This is a genomic window from Chryseobacterium taeanense (genome assembly GCF_900099685.1).
In the GTDB taxonomy this organism is placed as follows: Bacteria; Bacteroidota; Bacteroidia; order Flavobacteriales; family Weeksellaceae; genus Chryseobacterium; species Chryseobacterium taeanense.
Map to the genome: position 1 here is coordinate 44,936 of NZ_FNDW01000005.1, position 16,247 is coordinate 61,182.

General features: G+C 34.8%; 18 protein-coding genes. 13 read left to right on the forward strand and 5 right to left on the reverse strand.

Translation table 11 applies throughout. The features are described 5' to 3' along the window. Positions 1 to 156 precede the first annotated feature (156 nt). The 8 genes from BLR30_RS08805 (at position 157) to BLR30_RS08840 (ending at position 7,965) form a co-directional block, all read left to right on the forward strand. Positions 157 to 705 carry a type VI secretion system contractile sheath small subunit gene (locus tag BLR30_RS08805; protein ID WP_089857271.1) on the forward strand — a complete coding sequence of 183 codons (549 nt, stop codon included), beginning with the start codon at positions 157 to 159 and terminating at the stop codon, positions 703 to 705. Between the two features lie 20 nt (positions 706 to 725). Continuing rightward, positions 726 to 2,087, forward strand: coding sequence for a DUF5458 family protein (locus BLR30_RS08810; protein ID WP_089857272.1), 1,362 nt, complete (start codon positions 726 to 728; stop codon positions 2,085 to 2,087). Between the two features lie 24 nt (positions 2,088 to 2,111). Next, positions 2,112 to 2,606, forward strand: coding sequence for a hypothetical protein (locus BLR30_RS08815; RefSeq protein WP_139164608.1), 495 nt, complete (start codon positions 2,112 to 2,114; stop codon positions 2,604 to 2,606). Positions 2,607 to 2,680: 74 nt separating this feature from the next. Further along, positions 2,681 to 3,724 (forward strand): A/G-specific adenine glycosylase, encoded by a 1,044-nt coding sequence (gene mutY, locus BLR30_RS08820; RefSeq protein ID WP_089857276.1) that lies wholly within the window; start codon positions 2,681 to 2,683, stop codon positions 3,722 to 3,724. A 202-nt stretch (positions 3,725 to 3,926) separates the two neighbouring features. Then, positions 3,927 to 4,484, forward strand: a complete 558-nt coding sequence (gene gldD / locus BLR30_RS08825) for a gliding motility lipoprotein GldD (protein WP_089857278.1) — start codon at positions 3,927 to 3,929, stop codon at positions 4,482 to 4,484. 28 nt (positions 4,485 to 4,512) lie between these two features. Then, positions 4,513 to 5,436, forward strand: coding sequence for a PfkB family carbohydrate kinase (locus BLR30_RS08830; RefSeq protein ID WP_089857280.1), 924 nt, complete (start codon positions 4,513 to 4,515; stop codon positions 5,434 to 5,436). Between the two features lie 88 nt (positions 5,437 to 5,524). Next, on the forward strand, positions 5,525 to 6,895 hold the full coding sequence (locus BLR30_RS08835; protein WP_089857282.1) for a peptidylprolyl isomerase: 1,371 nt from the start codon (positions 5,525 to 5,527) through the stop codon (positions 6,893 to 6,895). Between the two features lie 80 nt (positions 6,896 to 6,975). Beyond that, positions 6,976 to 7,965 carry an NAD(P)H-dependent flavin oxidoreductase gene (locus tag BLR30_RS08840; RefSeq protein WP_228400748.1) on the forward strand — a complete coding sequence of 330 codons (990 nt, stop codon included), beginning with the start codon at positions 6,976 to 6,978 and terminating at the stop codon, positions 7,963 to 7,965. Between the two features lie 99 nt (positions 7,966 to 8,064). Here the strand turns inward: BLR30_RS08840 and BLR30_RS08845 are convergent, their stop codons facing one another. From BLR30_RS08845 to BLR30_RS08855, 3 genes are all read right to left on the reverse strand, one after another. After that, complete coding sequence (locus BLR30_RS08845) at positions 8,065 to 8,691, reverse strand: HD domain-containing protein (RefSeq protein WP_089857284.1); 627 nt, start codon at positions 8,689 to 8,691, stop codon at positions 8,065 to 8,067. A 32-nt stretch (positions 8,692 to 8,723) separates the two neighbouring features. Further along, on the reverse strand, positions 8,724 to 9,023 hold the full coding sequence (locus tag BLR30_RS08850; protein WP_089857287.1) for a rhodanese-like domain-containing protein: 300 nt from the start codon (positions 9,021 to 9,023) through the stop codon (positions 8,724 to 8,726). Positions 9,024 to 9,088: 65 nt separating this feature from the next. Then, entirely contained in the window at positions 9,089 to 10,312 is a 1,224-nt protein-coding gene (locus BLR30_RS08855; RefSeq protein ID WP_089857290.1) for an outer membrane beta-barrel protein, read from the reverse strand. An 84-nt stretch (positions 10,313 to 10,396) separates the two neighbouring features. On the opposite strand from BLR30_RS08855, the gene queG reads away from it, so the two are divergent. The 5 genes from queG (at position 10,397) to BLR30_RS08880 (ending at position 15,076) form a co-directional block, all read left to right on the forward strand. After that, the gene (gene queG / locus BLR30_RS08860) at positions 10,397 to 11,341 is read left to right on the forward strand and encodes a tRNA epoxyqueuosine(34) reductase QueG (RefSeq protein WP_089857292.1); all 945 of its coding nucleotides are present in this window, start codon (positions 10,397 to 10,399) and stop codon (positions 11,339 to 11,341) included. A gap of 345 nt (positions 11,342 to 11,686) precedes the next feature. Beyond that, positions 11,687 to 12,364 carry a TIGR02117 family protein gene (locus BLR30_RS08865; RefSeq protein WP_089857293.1) on the forward strand — a complete coding sequence of 226 codons (678 nt, stop codon included), beginning with the start codon at positions 11,687 to 11,689 and terminating at the stop codon, positions 12,362 to 12,364. 165 nt (positions 12,365 to 12,529) lie between these two features. Next, positions 12,530 to 12,988, forward strand: coding sequence for an SRPBCC family protein (locus BLR30_RS08870; protein ID WP_089857295.1), 459 nt, complete (start codon positions 12,530 to 12,532; stop codon positions 12,986 to 12,988). A 16-nt stretch (positions 12,989 to 13,004) separates the two neighbouring features. After that, entirely contained in the window at positions 13,005 to 14,297 is a 1,293-nt protein-coding gene (locus tag BLR30_RS08875; protein WP_089857596.1) for a cryptochrome/photolyase family protein, read from the forward strand. A gap of 83 nt (positions 14,298 to 14,380) precedes the next feature. Further along, on the forward strand, positions 14,381 to 15,076 hold the full coding sequence (locus BLR30_RS08880) for a VIT1/CCC1 transporter family protein (protein ID WP_089857297.1): 696 nt from the start codon (positions 14,381 to 14,383) through the stop codon (positions 15,074 to 15,076). A 31-nt stretch (positions 15,077 to 15,107) separates the two neighbouring features. Here the strand turns inward: BLR30_RS08880 and BLR30_RS08885 are convergent, their stop codons facing one another. Both BLR30_RS08885 and BLR30_RS08890 read right to left on the reverse strand, forming a co-directional pair. Further along, positions 15,108 to 15,575: a hypothetical protein gene (locus BLR30_RS08885; protein ID WP_139164609.1), complete on the reverse strand. Its 468-nt coding sequence runs from the start codon at positions 15,573 to 15,575 to the stop codon at positions 15,108 to 15,110. A gap of 341 nt (positions 15,576 to 15,916) precedes the next feature. Beyond that, positions 15,917 to 16,111 carry a cold-shock protein gene (locus BLR30_RS08890; RefSeq protein WP_089857301.1) on the reverse strand — a complete coding sequence of 65 codons (195 nt, stop codon included), beginning with the start codon at positions 16,109 to 16,111 and terminating at the stop codon, positions 15,917 to 15,919. Positions 16,112 to 16,247 lie beyond the last annotated feature (136 nt).

Here is a 16,247-nt window from a genome sequence, read left to right on the forward strand (position 1 = left end):
AAAAACCAAAAATTGTTAGAAGAGAAAAACGCATCAGAAATGGTGCGTTTTTTTATTTATTTTTTCATAGATTAGTGATATCGTAAAATGTTGATTTTTGATTAAAATTTATTATTTAAAGTAAATATTTCAAGAAAAATCTTAACAAAATTTTGTATGTTACAGTTTTTTTTTAAATTTAAACATTGGATTGGTCAGTTATTTGATGCTGATAAATACGATTCACACCAAAATAGAAAATCTCAAAATAACAATAATATGGCAATGTTTAATTATGGCGTTGGCGGAAACGAAGTGAAAGTAGATGCTAATGAAGCTATTCAGAACATACAGGAAAATAAATCTCTGATCGTGAGCCAGCTTACCACAGATGAATCTTATGTTCCTGAAATTGTAACAGGTCTAAAGACTGTGGATGACGTCTTCAAACATTTCCAGCCTTCTGTAAGTGTGCAGCACGAAACGGAAGACGGCAATGTAGTAGAAGAGGAATTCCGTTTTCAGAATCTTGCGGACTTCACCCCGAAAAATCTTACCCAGAAATCAGCGTATCTTCAGCAGCTCAGCATGGAGCAGGAACAGTACAATAAGATCGTACGTCAGCTGAAAACCAATAAAATTCTGCGTAATATGCTGGAGAACGATCAGACGAGAGCTGCGTTTATCGAAGTATTAAAGGAAGTGGCCCAAGAACTTGAAAAATAATCTAAAGACTTACATTAATCATGGATAGTAAATTACAGGCAGCTGAAAACCAACAACAGGGACAACAGCAACACGCAGGGCAACCTAAGGGCAACCCGCTTGCCGAACTCAATAAAATAGGTGGTTTCGGTTTCGTAGAATCCGTTGTAGACGGTATCGCAAACATGAATCCTACAAGAAAAGCCAGAAAAGAAATTTTCCTTACTGATGGCAATAAAGAAGAAGAGAGAAAAGAGCTTCTTCAGAAAATAAATCTTTGGGTAAATCTTCTGGAAGGCAACGATTCGGCCGATAAAATGGCTGAAACGTGCAAATCTAAAGCTCAGGCCGCAGACCAGAGTTTAAAATCAAATCTTAAAAATACATTAGACGCAGTGCGTCAGCTGGAAACAAACTACAGAACCGTAGCCCAGTTTTATAAAAATACAGAACTTGATAAGGTTGATAATGTTAGCATTGTCAATGCAAGCTTAGATCAGGTTTCCGATCTTGATAATCCTTTGTTTATTGATGCGATTGCAGAAGAATTTAAAAACTATTACGATCGCCTTGATCTTAGGGATAACTATTCGATTTTAGCAATTCCGGGATATTTAGGATCAAATAAAGTTATCGAAAAATGGGCGAAGATCTGTAATGAAAATAAGGTAATGATGGTTACCGATTTTGCCAATCTTGACAAACCGGATGATGTGGTAGATCTTTTCCATTCTGCAAATCTTACGGGAGGTGAACTTCACAGAAGTAATGTTATTATGACGTGTAATTGGCTTGTGGGACGTGGTAAAGCAGAAGAAGTAGGGGAGGAAGAAAATGTAGAACTTCCGCCATCGACTTCACTGGCAGGAAAAATTCATAAAACACTGATGTCTCAGGTGGCAGCAGGTAAAAAGCATGGTAATATCAATGAAGTAGATGCCGTAAAATTTGAGTTAAAGAAAAGCGAAATTTCACAGCTGGAAAAAATGGGACTTGTTCCAATGGTTAATGAATACGGTAAGATCATGGCGTTTTCAGCGAAAACATTGTTTACTGGAGATAATATCGGTCTTCAGACATATTCTGTTGTTCGGGTTTTCGACTACGTAACTAAAGTTTTATTGGATTTCCTAAACAGAAGAGCTTTCGAAAACTGGAATGCTAAAAATGAAGATGATCTTAGAAGACAGATTGTTCAGTTCCTGGATAATATTAAAGGTCCGGATAAACTGATCGAGAAATTTAAAATTGTTCGTTTTGAGCAGGATAGAGTCAATAAAGACAGAGTTTGGCTGGATATTCGTCTTACACCGTATTTCCCGACAAAGAGTTTTGTTATCAAACTTGACGGTCATAAAGGAGATGATGGAAACGAATGGGATGCAGAATACGCTCAGGAATAAAAATACAATATACAATAAAAACCGATGAAAAATACATCGGTTTTTTTCTATCAAATCATTAAATATTTCAACATGAAAGGCAGATTATTATACTTTTTGCCGTTAATTATTTTTCTTTTCGGTTGTGAGGAAAAAAAACTCCAACAAGAACACAAAATTGATCTTTTTGCAGACGAACGACAGGAAGGGAAAGCATACATTATGAACGAACAGGAATGCTTTGATGCCAGTGATCTAGTGTTATCAAGCTCTGACATTAAGCTTACCGACAGTTCAACCGGTCGTGGACGCGCAATTTTTATCTATAAAATAAAATCCGGCGAAGTATTAAAAACAACAAGAGATTCAGTGATAAATTTTCCTGTGCAGATTCTGTCTGATCAAAGGCTGAAACTGAAATCTCCGATGTACGTTTATCTCAAAAAACTTGAAGGTTACCGATTCATCGCAAAAGACAAACATCTTAAGTATCAATGGCTGAAAGCAGCTCCCGTTTATTCTGTAAAAGCTGAAAAATAAAATTTTATCTTTGCATACTCCAAATCTTTGGGTTATCAGAATCATAAAGATTTAATTTAAAAAGAAACAAAAGCTTGAAAAATACAACTTCAGCAAACTTTAAACACATCGGCACCAAACTGTTGAACTGGTATAAAATAAACGCCCGAGATCTTCCTTTCCGGCAGACAAAAGATCCGTATAAAATATGGATTTGTGAGATCGTTTTTCAGCAGACAAGAATTAATCAGGGGCTAAACCACTACAATAATTTTATTGCAAGATTTCCTGACGTTAAAACATTGGCAGAAGCTGATGAAGATGAGGTTTTGCTATATTGGAAAGGATTGGGATATTATTCAAGAGCTATCAATATTCATAAAGCGGCACAGCAGATCATGAATGATTATCATGGAATTTTCCCGCATGAATACGAAGAGATTCTAAAGCTGAAAGGAGTCGGGAAATATACGGCTGCAGCAGTTTCCAGTATTTGTTTTAACGGTAAAATTCCGGCGGTTGACGGAAATTTTTATCGAGTTCTCAGCCGGGTTTTTGCTGATGATTTTGATATTTCCAATTCACGGGCTTTCAGTTATTTTTCGGAATTGGCTCATTTAATTTTACCGGATAATGTCGGTGATTTTAATCAGGCAATGATGGATCTGGGCTCTGAAATTTGTAAGCCGAAAAATCCACTGTGTACAGAATGTCCTTTAAACGATGATTGTCTGGCTTTTTCTTTAAATAAAATTTCGGAATTTCCTGTTAAAACAAAAAAAACAAAAGCAGAAGATTTAGCTTTAAAATATTATTTCGTTCACAGAAACGGAGAATTTTTAATTCAACAGAGAAAAGATGATTTTATCTGGAAAAAATTATTTGAATTTCCGCCTGAAATTTCTGATGAATTAATTCCTTTTATCAAAAGTGTAAAAACGGTCAGTCATAAATTAACTCACAAAAACTTAAGCATCGAAATTTTTAATGTTGAAGTTGATACCGAAGAAATCTGGCAGAATTTTATAGCTGAAAATAATTACATCATTACTGATGTTGAAGGATCTCACGAAAAGTCCTTCCCAAAACCATTGGAGAATTATATTGAGAGTTATGATACAGCGTACAGAATCTTGTAATATGCAAGAAACATTCATAATATTTCTTGCTGAGTGAAACGCCTTAGTGAACTTGAAATATATATTACAACTATAAAAAAATCTTCATGCGCTTTGCGTTAAAGATCAAAGTTTTCAATCAATATCTAAATTCAATTCAAAACCCATTGAAATCCTGAAATTTGTATTCTCAAATCTAAAATGGAATTTGTATTTTTGCAGAATGTTTAAAAACGCCATTTTTATTTTTGCAGCTTTGTTTTTGGTATCTTGTGGCAAAGATCCTGTTCCAAAGCCTTATGGAGAGCTTCGCCTGGAATATCCTGCGCCGAAATATCAGAAGTTTGAAAATAACTGTGCCTATACGTTTGAATATTCAGATTTTGCCAAAATCTCAGATGCTAAAAGACCGTGTTGGTATTACCTGAATTATCCTAAAATGAAAGCAAAAGTATTCGTGACTTATTATCCGATAAAAAACGATTTTGCAGCACACATCCAGGAAGCGGAAAAAATGGTCTACGAACATACAATAAAGGCGAGTGCTATTGATACAAAGTCATTCGAATATCCTGAAAAAAAAGTGTACGGAAACTTTTACGAACTTAAAGGGCAAAGTGCTTCTAATCTACAGTTTTACATTACCGACAGTACAAAGCATTTCGTAACGGCTTATTTATATTTCAATACAAGACCAAAACCGGATTCTTTGGCTCCGGCAGTAGATTATATCAAAAAAGATATGAAACATCTGCTTGACACATTTGAATGGAAAAATTAATTTACTTTAAAAATATTTTGAAAATAATATGAAACTTTTAGTTGTAGGAAGTGTTGCATTCGATGCAATCGAAACACCATTTGGAAAAACTGATAAAATTTTAGGAGGGGCAGCAACATATATAGGGATCACTTCATCTGTTCTGGGAGTAAAATCCGGAATTGTTTCTGTTGTGGGAGGAGATTTTCCCCAAGAGCATCTGGATATGTTTACTGACAGAGGTGTAAATATAGAAGGAATTGAGATTGTAAAAGACGGAAAGACTTTTTTCTGGTCAGGAAAGTACCACAACGATCTCAATACGAGAGATACGCTGGCTACAGAAGTAAATGTTTTGGAAAACTTCGATCCGAAAATTCCGGATTCTATGCAGGATGCTGAGATTTTATTATTAGGGAATCTTCACCCGGGCGTACAGCTTTCCGTTCTTGAAAAAATGCACAACCGTCCGAAACTGGTCATCCTTGATACCATGAATTTCTGGATGGATACCGCATGGGATATTTTAATGGATATGATCGCGAAAACAGATGTTATCACCATTAATGATGAAGAAGCAAGACAGCTTTCCGGTGAATACTCTTTGGTAAAAGCCGCGAAAAAAATTCATGAAATGGGTCCAAAATATGTAATCATCAAAAAAGGTGAGCATGGTGCTCTGCTTTTCCACAACAATAAGATATTTGCCATTCCTGCATTACCTTTGGAAGATGTATTCGACCCTACAGGAGCAGGAGATACTTTCGCAGGTGGTTTTGCAGCTTATCTGGCGAAAAAAGGTAAAATTGATTTCGAAACCATGAAGTCTGCTCTAATAGTTGCTTCTGCAATGGCTTCTTTCACCGTAGAAAAATTCGGAACAGAAAGAATTCAGGAAGTAAATGAATCTGATATGTTCGGAAGATTAAGACAATTTAAAGAATTAACAACTTTTGATGTAGAACTACAGTAAATACTTCTTTTTTAAGAAATATTTATAATAAAAAATTTAGTGTAATTCGTTAAGAATTCTAAATTTGCAACTTGTTTAAAATAGTAAAATGACAAATAAACTTAAGATCACTTTTCTTTTTGGAATTTTCATCATGTTGTTTGGTGGAAATACAATGAATGCTCAGCTGAAACAAGGAGATTTAGTGGATGGTATTGCTGCTGTAATCGGTGATGAAATTGTTTTGGAATCTGATGTGAATGAACAGATGAATTATGCAAAACAGCAGGGAGCTTCTAACATGGATAAGTGTGATTTTTTGGAAAACCTTCTCAATAATAAACTTCTTGTCTACGAGGCAAAAAAAGACACATTGATTGAAAACCGTTCTGCTGCCATCAAAGAGCAGGCTAATGCAAAATATCAGCAGCTACTTTCTCAGTTTCCTGACGAAAAAACCATGCTTGCCGCTTATAAATTCAGAAACGGATACGAAATGAAAAATGCGATCGAGAAAATCGATACGGATCAATATTACGGACAGGCAAAATACCAGAGAATTACGGAAAAAGCCGATGTTACCCCTAATGAAGTAACGGACTTTTACAATATGTATAAAACTCAGTTGCCGGAAGTTAAAGATGAAATTTCATTGTCGCAGATCATGGTATTTCCTAAACTTACAGATGCACATAAAGACGATCTTATCAACAGGCTCAAAAAAATTAAAAAAGATATCGAAGGAGGAGAAAGTTTCGAAAGCCAGGCAAGGATTTATTCTGAAGATCCGGGTTCTGCATCGAACGGAGGTCTGATGAAAAACATCTCCAAAGGGCAAATGGTAAAACCTTTTGAAGCCGCCGCACTGAATCTTCAGGAAGGAGAAATTTCAGATCCTATAGAATCTGAATTTGGATATCACATCATACAGCTGGTGAAAAAATCGGGTAAGATTTACGATGCAAGACACATTCTTCTGATGGCAACACCTACGGATGAAGAAGTCAAAACTGCAAAAGCAAAATTAGACAGTATCCGAGGATTGATTATCAACGGCAAAATGAGTTTTAAAGATGCTGCTTTTAAATTTTCTGATGATAAAAGAACAAAATTTAATGCAGGAGTGATTACTGGGGCAGACGGTTCAAGTAAAATAGAAAGAGAAACGGTTCCGGGTAGCATCAGTTATGAATTGGCTGGTCTTAATAAAGGCGATATTACCAATGCTTTTGAAGACAAGGACGAAAGAGAAAGAAAGGTAGTAAAGATCATTAGAATAGATGACGTAATTCCTGCACACAAGATAACGCTTGAAACCGACTACGACAGAATCAAGCAGTTGGCACTCAACAAGACAAGAAACGAAATGCTGGAAAAGTTTGTTAATTCAAAACTTCCTACCACATTTATTTCCATTGACGGCCGCTACGACAGCTGTGCTTTCAAAGGAAACTGGAAGAAAGATTCAGTGAAAAAATAATAAATTGCCTTCAGAAATTTCTGAAGGTTTTTTTATGCCTGAAAGTCCCGTAAAATCACAGGTTTTATTATTTTTACAACATGAGCAATTTTATAGATTTTAATTCAGCAAAAAAGCTTCACGAAATGCAGTCACAGCAAAATAAAATTACAGAACTGTTTAATATACAGTATCCTATCATTCAAGGAGGCATGATCTGGCATTCCGGGTGGAAGCTGGCTTCGGCAGTTTCAAATTGCGGAGGTCTTGGTTTGATAGGTTCTGCAAGTATGTATCCTGATATTTTGCGGGAAAATATTCAGAAATGTAAGAAAGCTACTGATAAACCTTTTGGTGTAAATGTAGCGTTGCTTTATCCCAATTTACAGGAAATTATAAATATCATTCTGGAAGAAGGTGTAAAGATTGTTTTCACATCTGCCGGAAGTCCTAAAGCTTACACAGAAACTCTTCAAAAGGAAGGAATAAAAGTAGCTCACGTAGTTTCATCTACAAAATTTGCCATGAAATGCGAAGATGCCGGAGTGGATGCCATTGTCGCAGAAGGTTTTGAAGCAGGAGGTCACAATGGGAGGGACGAAACGACTACTTTCTGCCTGATTCCGAACGTTAGAAAACATATTTCAAAGCCATTAATCGCTGCCGGAGGAATTGCCTTAGGATCTCAAATAAAAGCTGCCATGATTCTCGGGGCAGATGGGGTACAAATCGGATCCCGTTTTGCGGCAACAGCAGAAGCAAGTGCGCATGACAACTGGAAGAAGAAAATAACCGAACTTCAGGAAGGTGATACACACCTTACGCTGAAAGAACTTGCGCCTGTAAGAATGGTAAAAAACAAATTCTTTAATGAATTGGAGGAAATCTATAATATCGGAAGAAATAAAGAATCTTTGATAGCTTCTTTAGGCCGTGCAAGAGCTAAACGCGGAATGTTTGAAGGTGAAATGGAAGAAGGTGAGCTGGAAATCGGACAGGTTTCTGCTTTAATCGATGAAGTACTTCCGGTTGAAACTGTTTTTAAAAATTTATTAAACGAATTTGAAGCAGCTAAAATGCCTGTATTTTAACGTTTAATAATTTACATTCATAATGCATTATTGAACATCAGTAAAAGAAACGAAGCGGGCTTTAGTCCGCTTTAATTTTTATAGACGTAAAAATTGCTTTTAGCCTAAACTTAAAGATTCAATTTCAGATAAAATATTTTCTCTTGCACGGAGTTCATATTTTTCTTTAAAATATTCAGTTTTAAAAATACTTTCATACTTCAGAAAATGTTCAAGTACTTTTTTTCTTCCCGGTTTATATAGAAGGTCAGGATATATGGAGTATTCTTTTCTGATTTTTTGAGTGTAAGAGACATATTTTTCAGACTCACTTCCGAGAATCGAAAGATCTGCATCAAGAAGATAATTGATATCATTATCATCAGACTGTTTGTGAAATTTTGTAGCAATGATCTGATCAGAAACTTTTTGAATAAAAGTTGAATCAAAACCTAGCTTTTGAAGGTTTTTTCTGGCAACTTCTGCACTTTTTTCTTCATTGGATTTTGAAACAGCATTATAAATCACATCGTGATAGAATACAGCAAATGAAACAGCTTGAAAATTTTCAATGTTATTCTTTATATCATCAAGTTCGGAAAACATACATTTAAGATGGTCAAAATTGTGATAGAATCTGCTCTTTTCACAGTATCTTTTATCTAATTCAGACCACAGGTTTTCAACGAGTTTTAAATCTCCTGTTAAGCGATTACAGCATTTTGAAAATCTTTCTTTAAGGAACATTCTAAAATTTTTAAGATAAAAAAAGGAACTTTTTAAAAAGTTCCCTGATTTGCTTCTATAGCCTGTTTCAGCTCTGCCCAGCCACCACCATTATGACCGTCTTTTAAACCTTGTGAATTCAGATATTCCAGCGCTTTTCCGCTTCTGTTACCACTTCTGCAGAAAATGACCACCGGCTTTTCAATAGACAGAATCTCTTCCTGTCTGTCTTCTACCTCACCCAAAGGAATATTTTTAGCTCCTTCTATATGTCCGTCCATCTCAAGCTCCATAGGCTCGCGAACGTCGATTAATTCATAATTTCCTGATTTTAAAACTTCTGCTAAAGACATAATGATTTTGATTTATTAAATACTTAACGAAATTACGTAAAATTAATGATAATTAACTACGTGTTCTAGAATAATGTGTACCCTAAAATAAGAGAAATGGTCTGATATTTTGAAGTCATGTAAAGATAATTTTGTAGAAGATTTCTTTGCGTTGTTGCACGCAATTCGACCAAAAATCTGTCATTATATTTATATCCGACACCAAATGCAAGATTACTGCCGGAATCAATCTTAATTTCTGTGAAATCCATTTTAAGTTTGGAATTAAGCTCAAGATCCATTATGTATGCAGCGTTTAAGAAAATCTTTGATTTGTTATTTAGAAAGAAATAATATCTCACCCCAAACGGAACTTCTATGGATTTATAATCCACCTCTCTTGTCGATTTTGTTTCAAAATACTGACCAGCATATGCAATCGATTCTTTCTCAGTCTTATAGTATTGATAAGTTGGCTCAACAAACAGAGCCCATTTATTTTTGTTGAATGGAAGTATAAACTCCGCCTCAATTCCTATTCTGAAAGATGTTTTACGATCGAATTTCGTAGTTTCAGCTGATGAATATGGTGAATATAATGAATTGGTAACTTCAAATGAAGAGAAATTAATTCCAGGTCTGATATTTAAATTGAAAAGATCTGCCTTTTCCGCCGGTTGATTATAATTTATTGCAACATTCCCATCACTACAAGAGTTATATCTCATAAATAAGTTTGCAAGATCTTTGGTCTTGTATTTTGCTGCATCAATTTTTTTGTTTTCAACCCCGCAATTTAAAATTTCAGCAAGTTGCTTTTTATAATCTTCATTATGTGCAATTTGGTTAGTGTCAATATAATAAGATTTATAGATTAACTGCTTTGTTTCAGAGTTGTTAATGTTGAAAAAAAACTTTTGGATTTCTGAGTTTTCATAATATAAAAGATCAGCCTTTCCGTCGATTATGTATTTAAGAAATACTGTTTTCTCTTCAAATTGGGGCTTTCTTTCATAGGACATATCGGATAACTGCTCAGATGAATAGTCAATCATTACCTTTTTTCTGACATATTTGCTTTCACTACCGATTCCGAATTCCTGAATGTTTGCAATGTTTTCTCTTTTAATATCAGCCGACCCTTCGATTTTATATTCAAATTCTGTGGGATTATTTTTCCAGTCAAGATTTTTAATTAAAACTTCACTCTTTTTACCCGAGTTATTAATAAAATATCCTTTTTCGAATTTGATTTGCGCATTGAATAGGCTAACTGAGGAAATGCAGGCTAATAGAATTATTTTCTTCATGGTTATTATGAATTTCTCCTTATGAGATATTAATTATTAAAGCCGCAAATTTATAAAATAATCTTAGTTTTGCAAGGTAAAATCATGAATTCAAACGCAGAAAAATATTCACAGCTGATAAAAGCCAGGGCACAAAGTTTTGGATTTCAGAGTTGTGGTATTTCGAAAGCTGGTTTTTTGGAAGAAGAAGCCCGTCCTTTAGAAGCTTGGCTGAAAAATAACTTCCATGGCGAAATGAAATACATGGAAAATCATTTTGATAAAAGACTGGATCCGAGATTACTCGTAGAAGGTTCAAAATCAGTAATTTCACTGTCTTATAATTATTTCCCTGATGAACAGATTTCAACACTGGATAACTTCAAGATTTCAAAATATGCCTATGCAGAAGATTATCATGAAGTAATAAAAGAAATCCTGAGAGATATGGTTTCCGGGCTTCAGGAAGAGATTGGCGAATTCGCATTTCGGGTTTTTGTAGATTCTGCACCCGTTCTGGAAAGAAGCTGGGCCAGAAAATCAGGAATTGGATGGGTCGGTAAAAATGCAAATCTTATTACTAAACAGAACGGATCATTCTATTTTCTGGCAGAAATCATCTGCGATCTGGAACTGATTCCCGATCATGAAACAACAGACCATTGCGGCACGTGTCGAAAATGCATTGATGCCTGTCCTACAAATGCTATCGTTTCCGAAAAACTGATTGATGGAAGCAAATGTATTTCTTACGCTACCATTGAATTAAAAGATTCTATTCCCGATTATTTTAAAGATAAAATGGATGACTGGATGTTCGGTTGTGATGTGTGTCAGGATGTTTGTCCGTGGAACAGATTTTCAGCACCTCATCATCAAACCAAATTCAGACCTAACGAATCATTAAAAAATTTCAAAAAAGGAGAGTGGAAAGAACTTACACAGGAATTGTTTTCAGAAGTATTCAGAAAATCACCGGTTAAAAGAACCAAATTTGCCGGCTTAAAAAGGAATATTGAATTTTTGGAGAAAAAATCGGATAAATTGTAAGATATTTTTGGGGGATAAAATCCTGTCTGGAATTTTTCAGGTTCCAAAATAAAAAGGGTAAACAACCATTCCTTAAATTCAATATTTAAAGAGGTTAAGATTTTGAAAGTTAAAAGCTAAAAAAAAAAGACTTTCAGGAGATTATATCTCACCGAAAATCAACGTTTTTTTTGTACTCTTTTAGGAGCAACTTTTACTCTTATTTTAAATCTTTTGTTTGATTTAGAGTTTTTCTGCATATTTGTGAACAATTTGTACTTAAATTTAAGAAAAAATTAATTTAAAACAAATACTTTTGAGAAAATTAATATTAAATTTTTATTAACTATATTTAAAGAAAAGGCTGTGAAAAAGATGCTATTTATCATTCTTAAAACCTTGGGTGTCATTGTCGGAATTGTTTTGCTGTATGTTGCTTTGGGATATCTGTTGCCTTTTATTGAAATTTCGGCTAAAGATGACGGCCAGGAGAAAGAAATTCCTATTTATATTTATACTAATGGGGTACATACGGATATTGTGATGCCTGTAAAAAATAACCTTCACGACTGGAGTGCTGAAATCCCATTTGAAAATACAAAATCAAAAAAAACAGATTACCGTTACATAGGAATTGGCTGGGGCGACAAAGGTTTTTATCTTGATACGCCTACTTGGGCAGATCTGAAGTTTTCTACAGCTTTCAAAGCTGCGTTCTGGCTTAGTGAATCTGCGATGCATTGTACTTACTATCAGAAAATGAAAGAGGGAGATGACTGTAAAATGATTTTGATTAGCAGGAATCAGTATAAAAAGTTGGTACAATTCATAGAACATAAGTTTGATAAGGATCAAAATGGAAAATTTATCCTGATTCCCACCAAAGCGGTCTATGGTGATAATGATGCATTCTACGATGCCAAAGGAAAATATAGTTTTCTCGATACCTGTAATACCTGGGCGAATAACGCTCTGAAAGCGGCAGAGCAAAAAGCTGCACTCTGGACTCCTACCGATTACGGTATATTTTTGCACTATAAATAATTTTCTAGAAACGACAATGTAAAAATGATGGTGTTCAGAAATATCTATATAATTTTGAACATGGAAATATGATATATTCGACCACTTTTTATAAAGTGGTTTTTTATTTTGAGTCTGTAAAGTCTGGAATGTGGTATTTTTATTGCATTTCCAAATAAAAAAATAATGAAACATAGACTTTTTCGCGAGCAGCAGCTGAATTGCGATATAGACACAGCCTGGAAGTTTTTTTCTTCTGCGGCCAATCTCTCCAAAATTACTCCGGAAGATATGAATTTCGTTGTCCTGACGAAATTTGAGAATGATGAAATCTACGAAGGGATGATTATCGATTATTTTGTTTCGCCATTGTTCGGAATTAAAATGAAATGGAAAACCGAGATTATTCAGGTTGATTTCAGAAAGAGTTTTACCGATTTTCAGAAAAAAGGTCCTTATAAGCTTTGGCATCATCATCATGAATTCATAGAAAATGAAAATGGTGTTTTGATGAAAGATACCGTAGATTATGAATTGCCTTTCGGTTTTTTAGGCGAAATTGCCCATAAACTTTTTGTTAAAACTAAACTGGAGCATATTTTCAACTATCGATTTGAAATACTTGAAAAACGTTTTAATCAATAAAATAGAAATGCCTGAAATAAAAGATAAAATAAATATTTTCTGGTTTCGCAGAGATATAAGGCTGCAAGACAATTGCGGATTGTCTGAGGCTCTAAAGCAAGGCTTTAAAGTGCTTCCCATTTTTATTTTCGATAAAGAAATTCTTGATAAGCTTGAAAATAAGAACGATAAAAGAGTAGATTATTTCCATCAGGCTTTAAAAGAAATTCATCAGGAACTGAAAACATACAAAAGCGGAATTACTGTTTTCCATGAAAAACCTCTGGACGCATTCAAAAAACTTGTTCAGCAATATAATATTGATACCGTTTTTTGCAACTCAGATTATGAACCTGAAGCAATACGGCGGGATATGGAAATTGAAAAGTTTCTCAAAAAAAATATAATCAGTTTTAAAAGCTTTAAAGATCAGGTGATTTTTGAAAAAGACGAAGTTCTAAAGAAGGATGGAACGCCTTATACCGTCTATACACCGTATTCAAAAAAATGGAAAGAACTTTTCAATAAAAATAAAATTGAAATATTTACCACCGATTTTTCTAATTTTTTAAAATATAAGACTCCCGATTTTCCGGAACTTGATGATATTGGATTCAAGAAAACAGAAATAAAATTTACAAATCCTACTCTTAAAAAATCAATTATTGACGATTATGACCAGCACAGGGATTTTCCGGCTATGGATCATACGACACATTTGGGAGTTGCTTTACGTTTTGGTACGATATCAATCCGAAAATGTGTTCAGTTTGCTTCAGAGCATAATGAAATCTGGCTTAATGAACTGATTTGGAGAGAGTTTTTTATGCAGATTCTGTATCATTTTCCGAAAGTTGTACATCATTCATTCAAAGAAAAATATGAAAATATAAAGTGGAGAAATAACGAAAAAGAATTTGATCTCTGGTGCAAGGGGCGAACCGGCTATCCTATTGTGGATGCAGGAATGCGGCAATTGAACGAAACAGGTTTCATGCACAACAGAGTAAGAATGATCGTGGCGAGTTTCCTGACGAAGCATCTTTTGATCGACTGGCGTTGGGGCGAAGCTTACTTTGCAGAGAAACTTTTGGATTATGAACTTTCCTCCAATAATGGTAACTGGCAGTGGGCTGCTGGTTGTGGTTGTGACGCTGCCCCTTATTTCAGGGTTTTCAATCCTTATGAACAAACCAAAAAATTTGATAAAGATTATAAATATATCAAAGAATGGCTTTCTGAAAAAGAAATGAATATTGAACCGATTGTGGAACACACATTTGCAAGGAAAAGAGCGCTTGAAGTTTATGGAAAAGCGGTAAAAGAATGAAATGAATTTTTTGCTGTTAATAATTGAAATTTTACATCGTAAATTTAATATTCTCTTAGATAATTTATTCCTAAATTTATAGTATGCATTATCAGTTAGAAAAACATTACGTGAATAGAGTAGGCTGGCTGAGAGCCGCTGTTTTAGGCGCAAACGATGGTCTGCTTTCTACCACAAGTATCGTGATTGGGGTCGCTGCGGCAACTCCGGATCGCAATACCATCATACTTGCAGCATTAGCCGGAATGATCGCCGGAGCAATGTCTATGGCGGCAGGAGAATATGTCTCTGTGAGTTCGCAGGAAGATACCGAAAAAGCAGATCTTCTTCGCGAAAAAAAGGAATTGGAGGAAATGCCCGAAATCGAACTCCAGGAACTTGCCAAAATCTACGAAAAAAGAGGGGTAAGTAAAGAAACTGCTTTGAAAGTTGCAACCGAACTTACCGAACATGATGCACTGGCGGCACATGCGCATGATGAATTGGGAATTAATGAGATTACTCAGGCCAAGCCTTTGCAGGCTGCTATTGCTTCTTTTGGTTCTTTTGCTTTGGGGGCACTGCTTCCGTTTGCGGTCTCACTGTTGGCTCCAATTTCATCAATGGTTTACTTCCAGTATGGCTTTTCAATTGTGTTTCTGATTATTTTAGGAGCTCTTTCTGCAAAAACCGGTGGTTCAAATATCGGAATGGCTGTTTTAAGAATAAGTTTCTGGGGAACTGTTGCAATGGGAGTTACTGCTCTGATAGGCCATCTTTTCGGAGCTACAGTTTCTTAAGAAGAATATTTTCAAGAAGTATTGCAGTGTTTTATTTTCGAATACCTAATTTTTTGAGTGCATTGGTATTTAAATATATTTCATCAAATTGAGTGAGTGATTCAACATCTTTAAATTTCTGGAATGTCATTTCATTTTTATTAAAAGAAAGTTCTATAGACTCGTCGTATGTTGTTGTAATCCGGACTACAGAATAGCCGTTGTAGGCAATTTTGAACCCTTCAAAAAGACATTTTTTTTCAGCTTTCTGATAGATTTTGTATTCCTCAAATACACTGCTGTCGAGATTTTTTTCAGTTCCTTTTCTGTTGTGTTCCAGCGAATTCCATGATGTGTAGTTTTTGGGTTCTTTCAGAATCTGGCCTTTAGAGTCTACCGGCACAAACATTCCTAAGGTTAATGGTTTTTTAAGAAACGTAGCGTAGTTATTCATCAGTTTTAAGGTCTGAAGATCAGCATATCCTTCATGGGAATAATATTCTAAGACGAAATCTGTCATCGGAATCAGTTTATGAGAGGAGCTGATTGGCATATTTACTATTTCTTGAGGCAAAATTAATTGTAATTAGTTTAGAAAAACGAAGATAAATAAATTGTGAAAAACGATAAAATTATTTTAGCACTAATCTTTACGGCTAACCTAAAAAATAAACCTCCCACGTTCCGTGAGAGGCTGATGACATATATAAATGTAATTCATTAATGTCTGTAAAGACAATATATTCAGATATTTAAAAAGGATACATACAGATCGGTATAAAAAGATTTGGCTCGTTGAGAAAAATTTCTCGCGTGAAAAGATCCGTATGCTTACCTGTCAATACATTTTGTTAATTGGTCTTATGCCAATTTTACGTTCACAGCGTTTAAGCCTTTTTCGCTTTGCTGTACCTCAAAAACTACTTTGTCGTTCTCACGGATTGATCTTGAAATTAATCCTGAAGAATGTACAAAAACGTCTCTGCTTCCGTCTGCAGGAGAGATGAATCCGAAGCCTTTTGCTTCATTAAAAAATTTTACTGTGCCTTCTTGCATTGTAATGAATATTAAAAAATTATTGTTAAGTCCAAAGCCTTGTGCAATGACTTATTGTTTTAAACTAAAATGGTGGCTGAAAAGTAATCTGAGGAAAATGAATGAAAAATTCTACAGAATAGCAAAGGCAGAAACC

Excerpts from the sequence above, each read along its gene's own strand:
- BLR30_RS08805 (WP_089857271.1), top strand. The coding sequence starts at position 157 with ATGTTACAGTTTTTTTTTAAATTTAAACATTGGATTGGTCAGTTATTT.
- BLR30_RS08810 (WP_089857272.1), top strand. The coding sequence starts at position 726 with ATGGATAGTAAATTACAGGCAGCTGAAAACCAACAACAGGGACAACAG.
- BLR30_RS08815 (WP_139164608.1), top strand. The coding sequence starts at position 2,112 with ATGAAAAATACATCGGTTTTTTTCTATCAAATCATTAAATATTTCAAC.
- gldD (WP_089857278.1), top strand. The coding sequence starts at position 3,927 with ATGTTTAAAAACGCCATTTTTATTTTTGCAGCTTTGTTTTTGGTATCT.
- BLR30_RS08830 (WP_089857280.1), top strand. The coding sequence starts at position 4,513 with ATGAAACTTTTAGTTGTAGGAAGTGTTGCATTCGATGCAATCGAAACA.
- BLR30_RS08835 (WP_089857282.1), top strand. The coding sequence starts at position 5,525 with ATGACAAATAAACTTAAGATCACTTTTCTTTTTGGAATTTTCATCATG.
- BLR30_RS08840 (WP_228400748.1), top strand. The coding sequence starts at position 6,976 with ATGAGCAATTTTATAGATTTTAATTCAGCAAAAAAGCTTCACGAAATG.
- BLR30_RS08845 (WP_089857284.1), bottom strand. The coding sequence starts at position 8,691 with ATGTTCCTTAAAGAAAGATTTTCAAAATGCTGTAATCGCTTAACAGGA.
- BLR30_RS08850 (WP_089857287.1), bottom strand. The coding sequence starts at position 9,023 with ATGTCTTTAGCAGAAGTTTTAAAATCAGGAAATTATGAATTAATCGAC.
- BLR30_RS08855 (WP_089857290.1), bottom strand. The coding sequence starts at position 10,312 with ATGAAGAAAATAATTCTATTAGCCTGCATTTCCTCAGTTAGCCTATTC.
- queG (WP_089857292.1), top strand. The coding sequence starts at position 10,397 with ATGAATTCAAACGCAGAAAAATATTCACAGCTGATAAAAGCCAGGGCA.
- BLR30_RS08870 (WP_089857295.1), top strand. The coding sequence starts at position 12,530 with ATGAAACATAGACTTTTTCGCGAGCAGCAGCTGAATTGCGATATAGAC.
- BLR30_RS08880 (WP_089857297.1), top strand. The coding sequence starts at position 14,381 with ATGCATTATCAGTTAGAAAAACATTACGTGAATAGAGTAGGCTGGCTG.
- BLR30_RS08885 (WP_139164609.1), bottom strand. The coding sequence starts at position 15,575 with ATGACAGATTTCGTCTTAGAATATTATTCCCATGAAGGATATGCTGAT.
- BLR30_RS08890 (WP_089857301.1), bottom strand. The coding sequence starts at position 16,111 with ATGCAAGAAGGCACAGTAAAATTTTTTAATGAAGCAAAAGGCTTCGGA.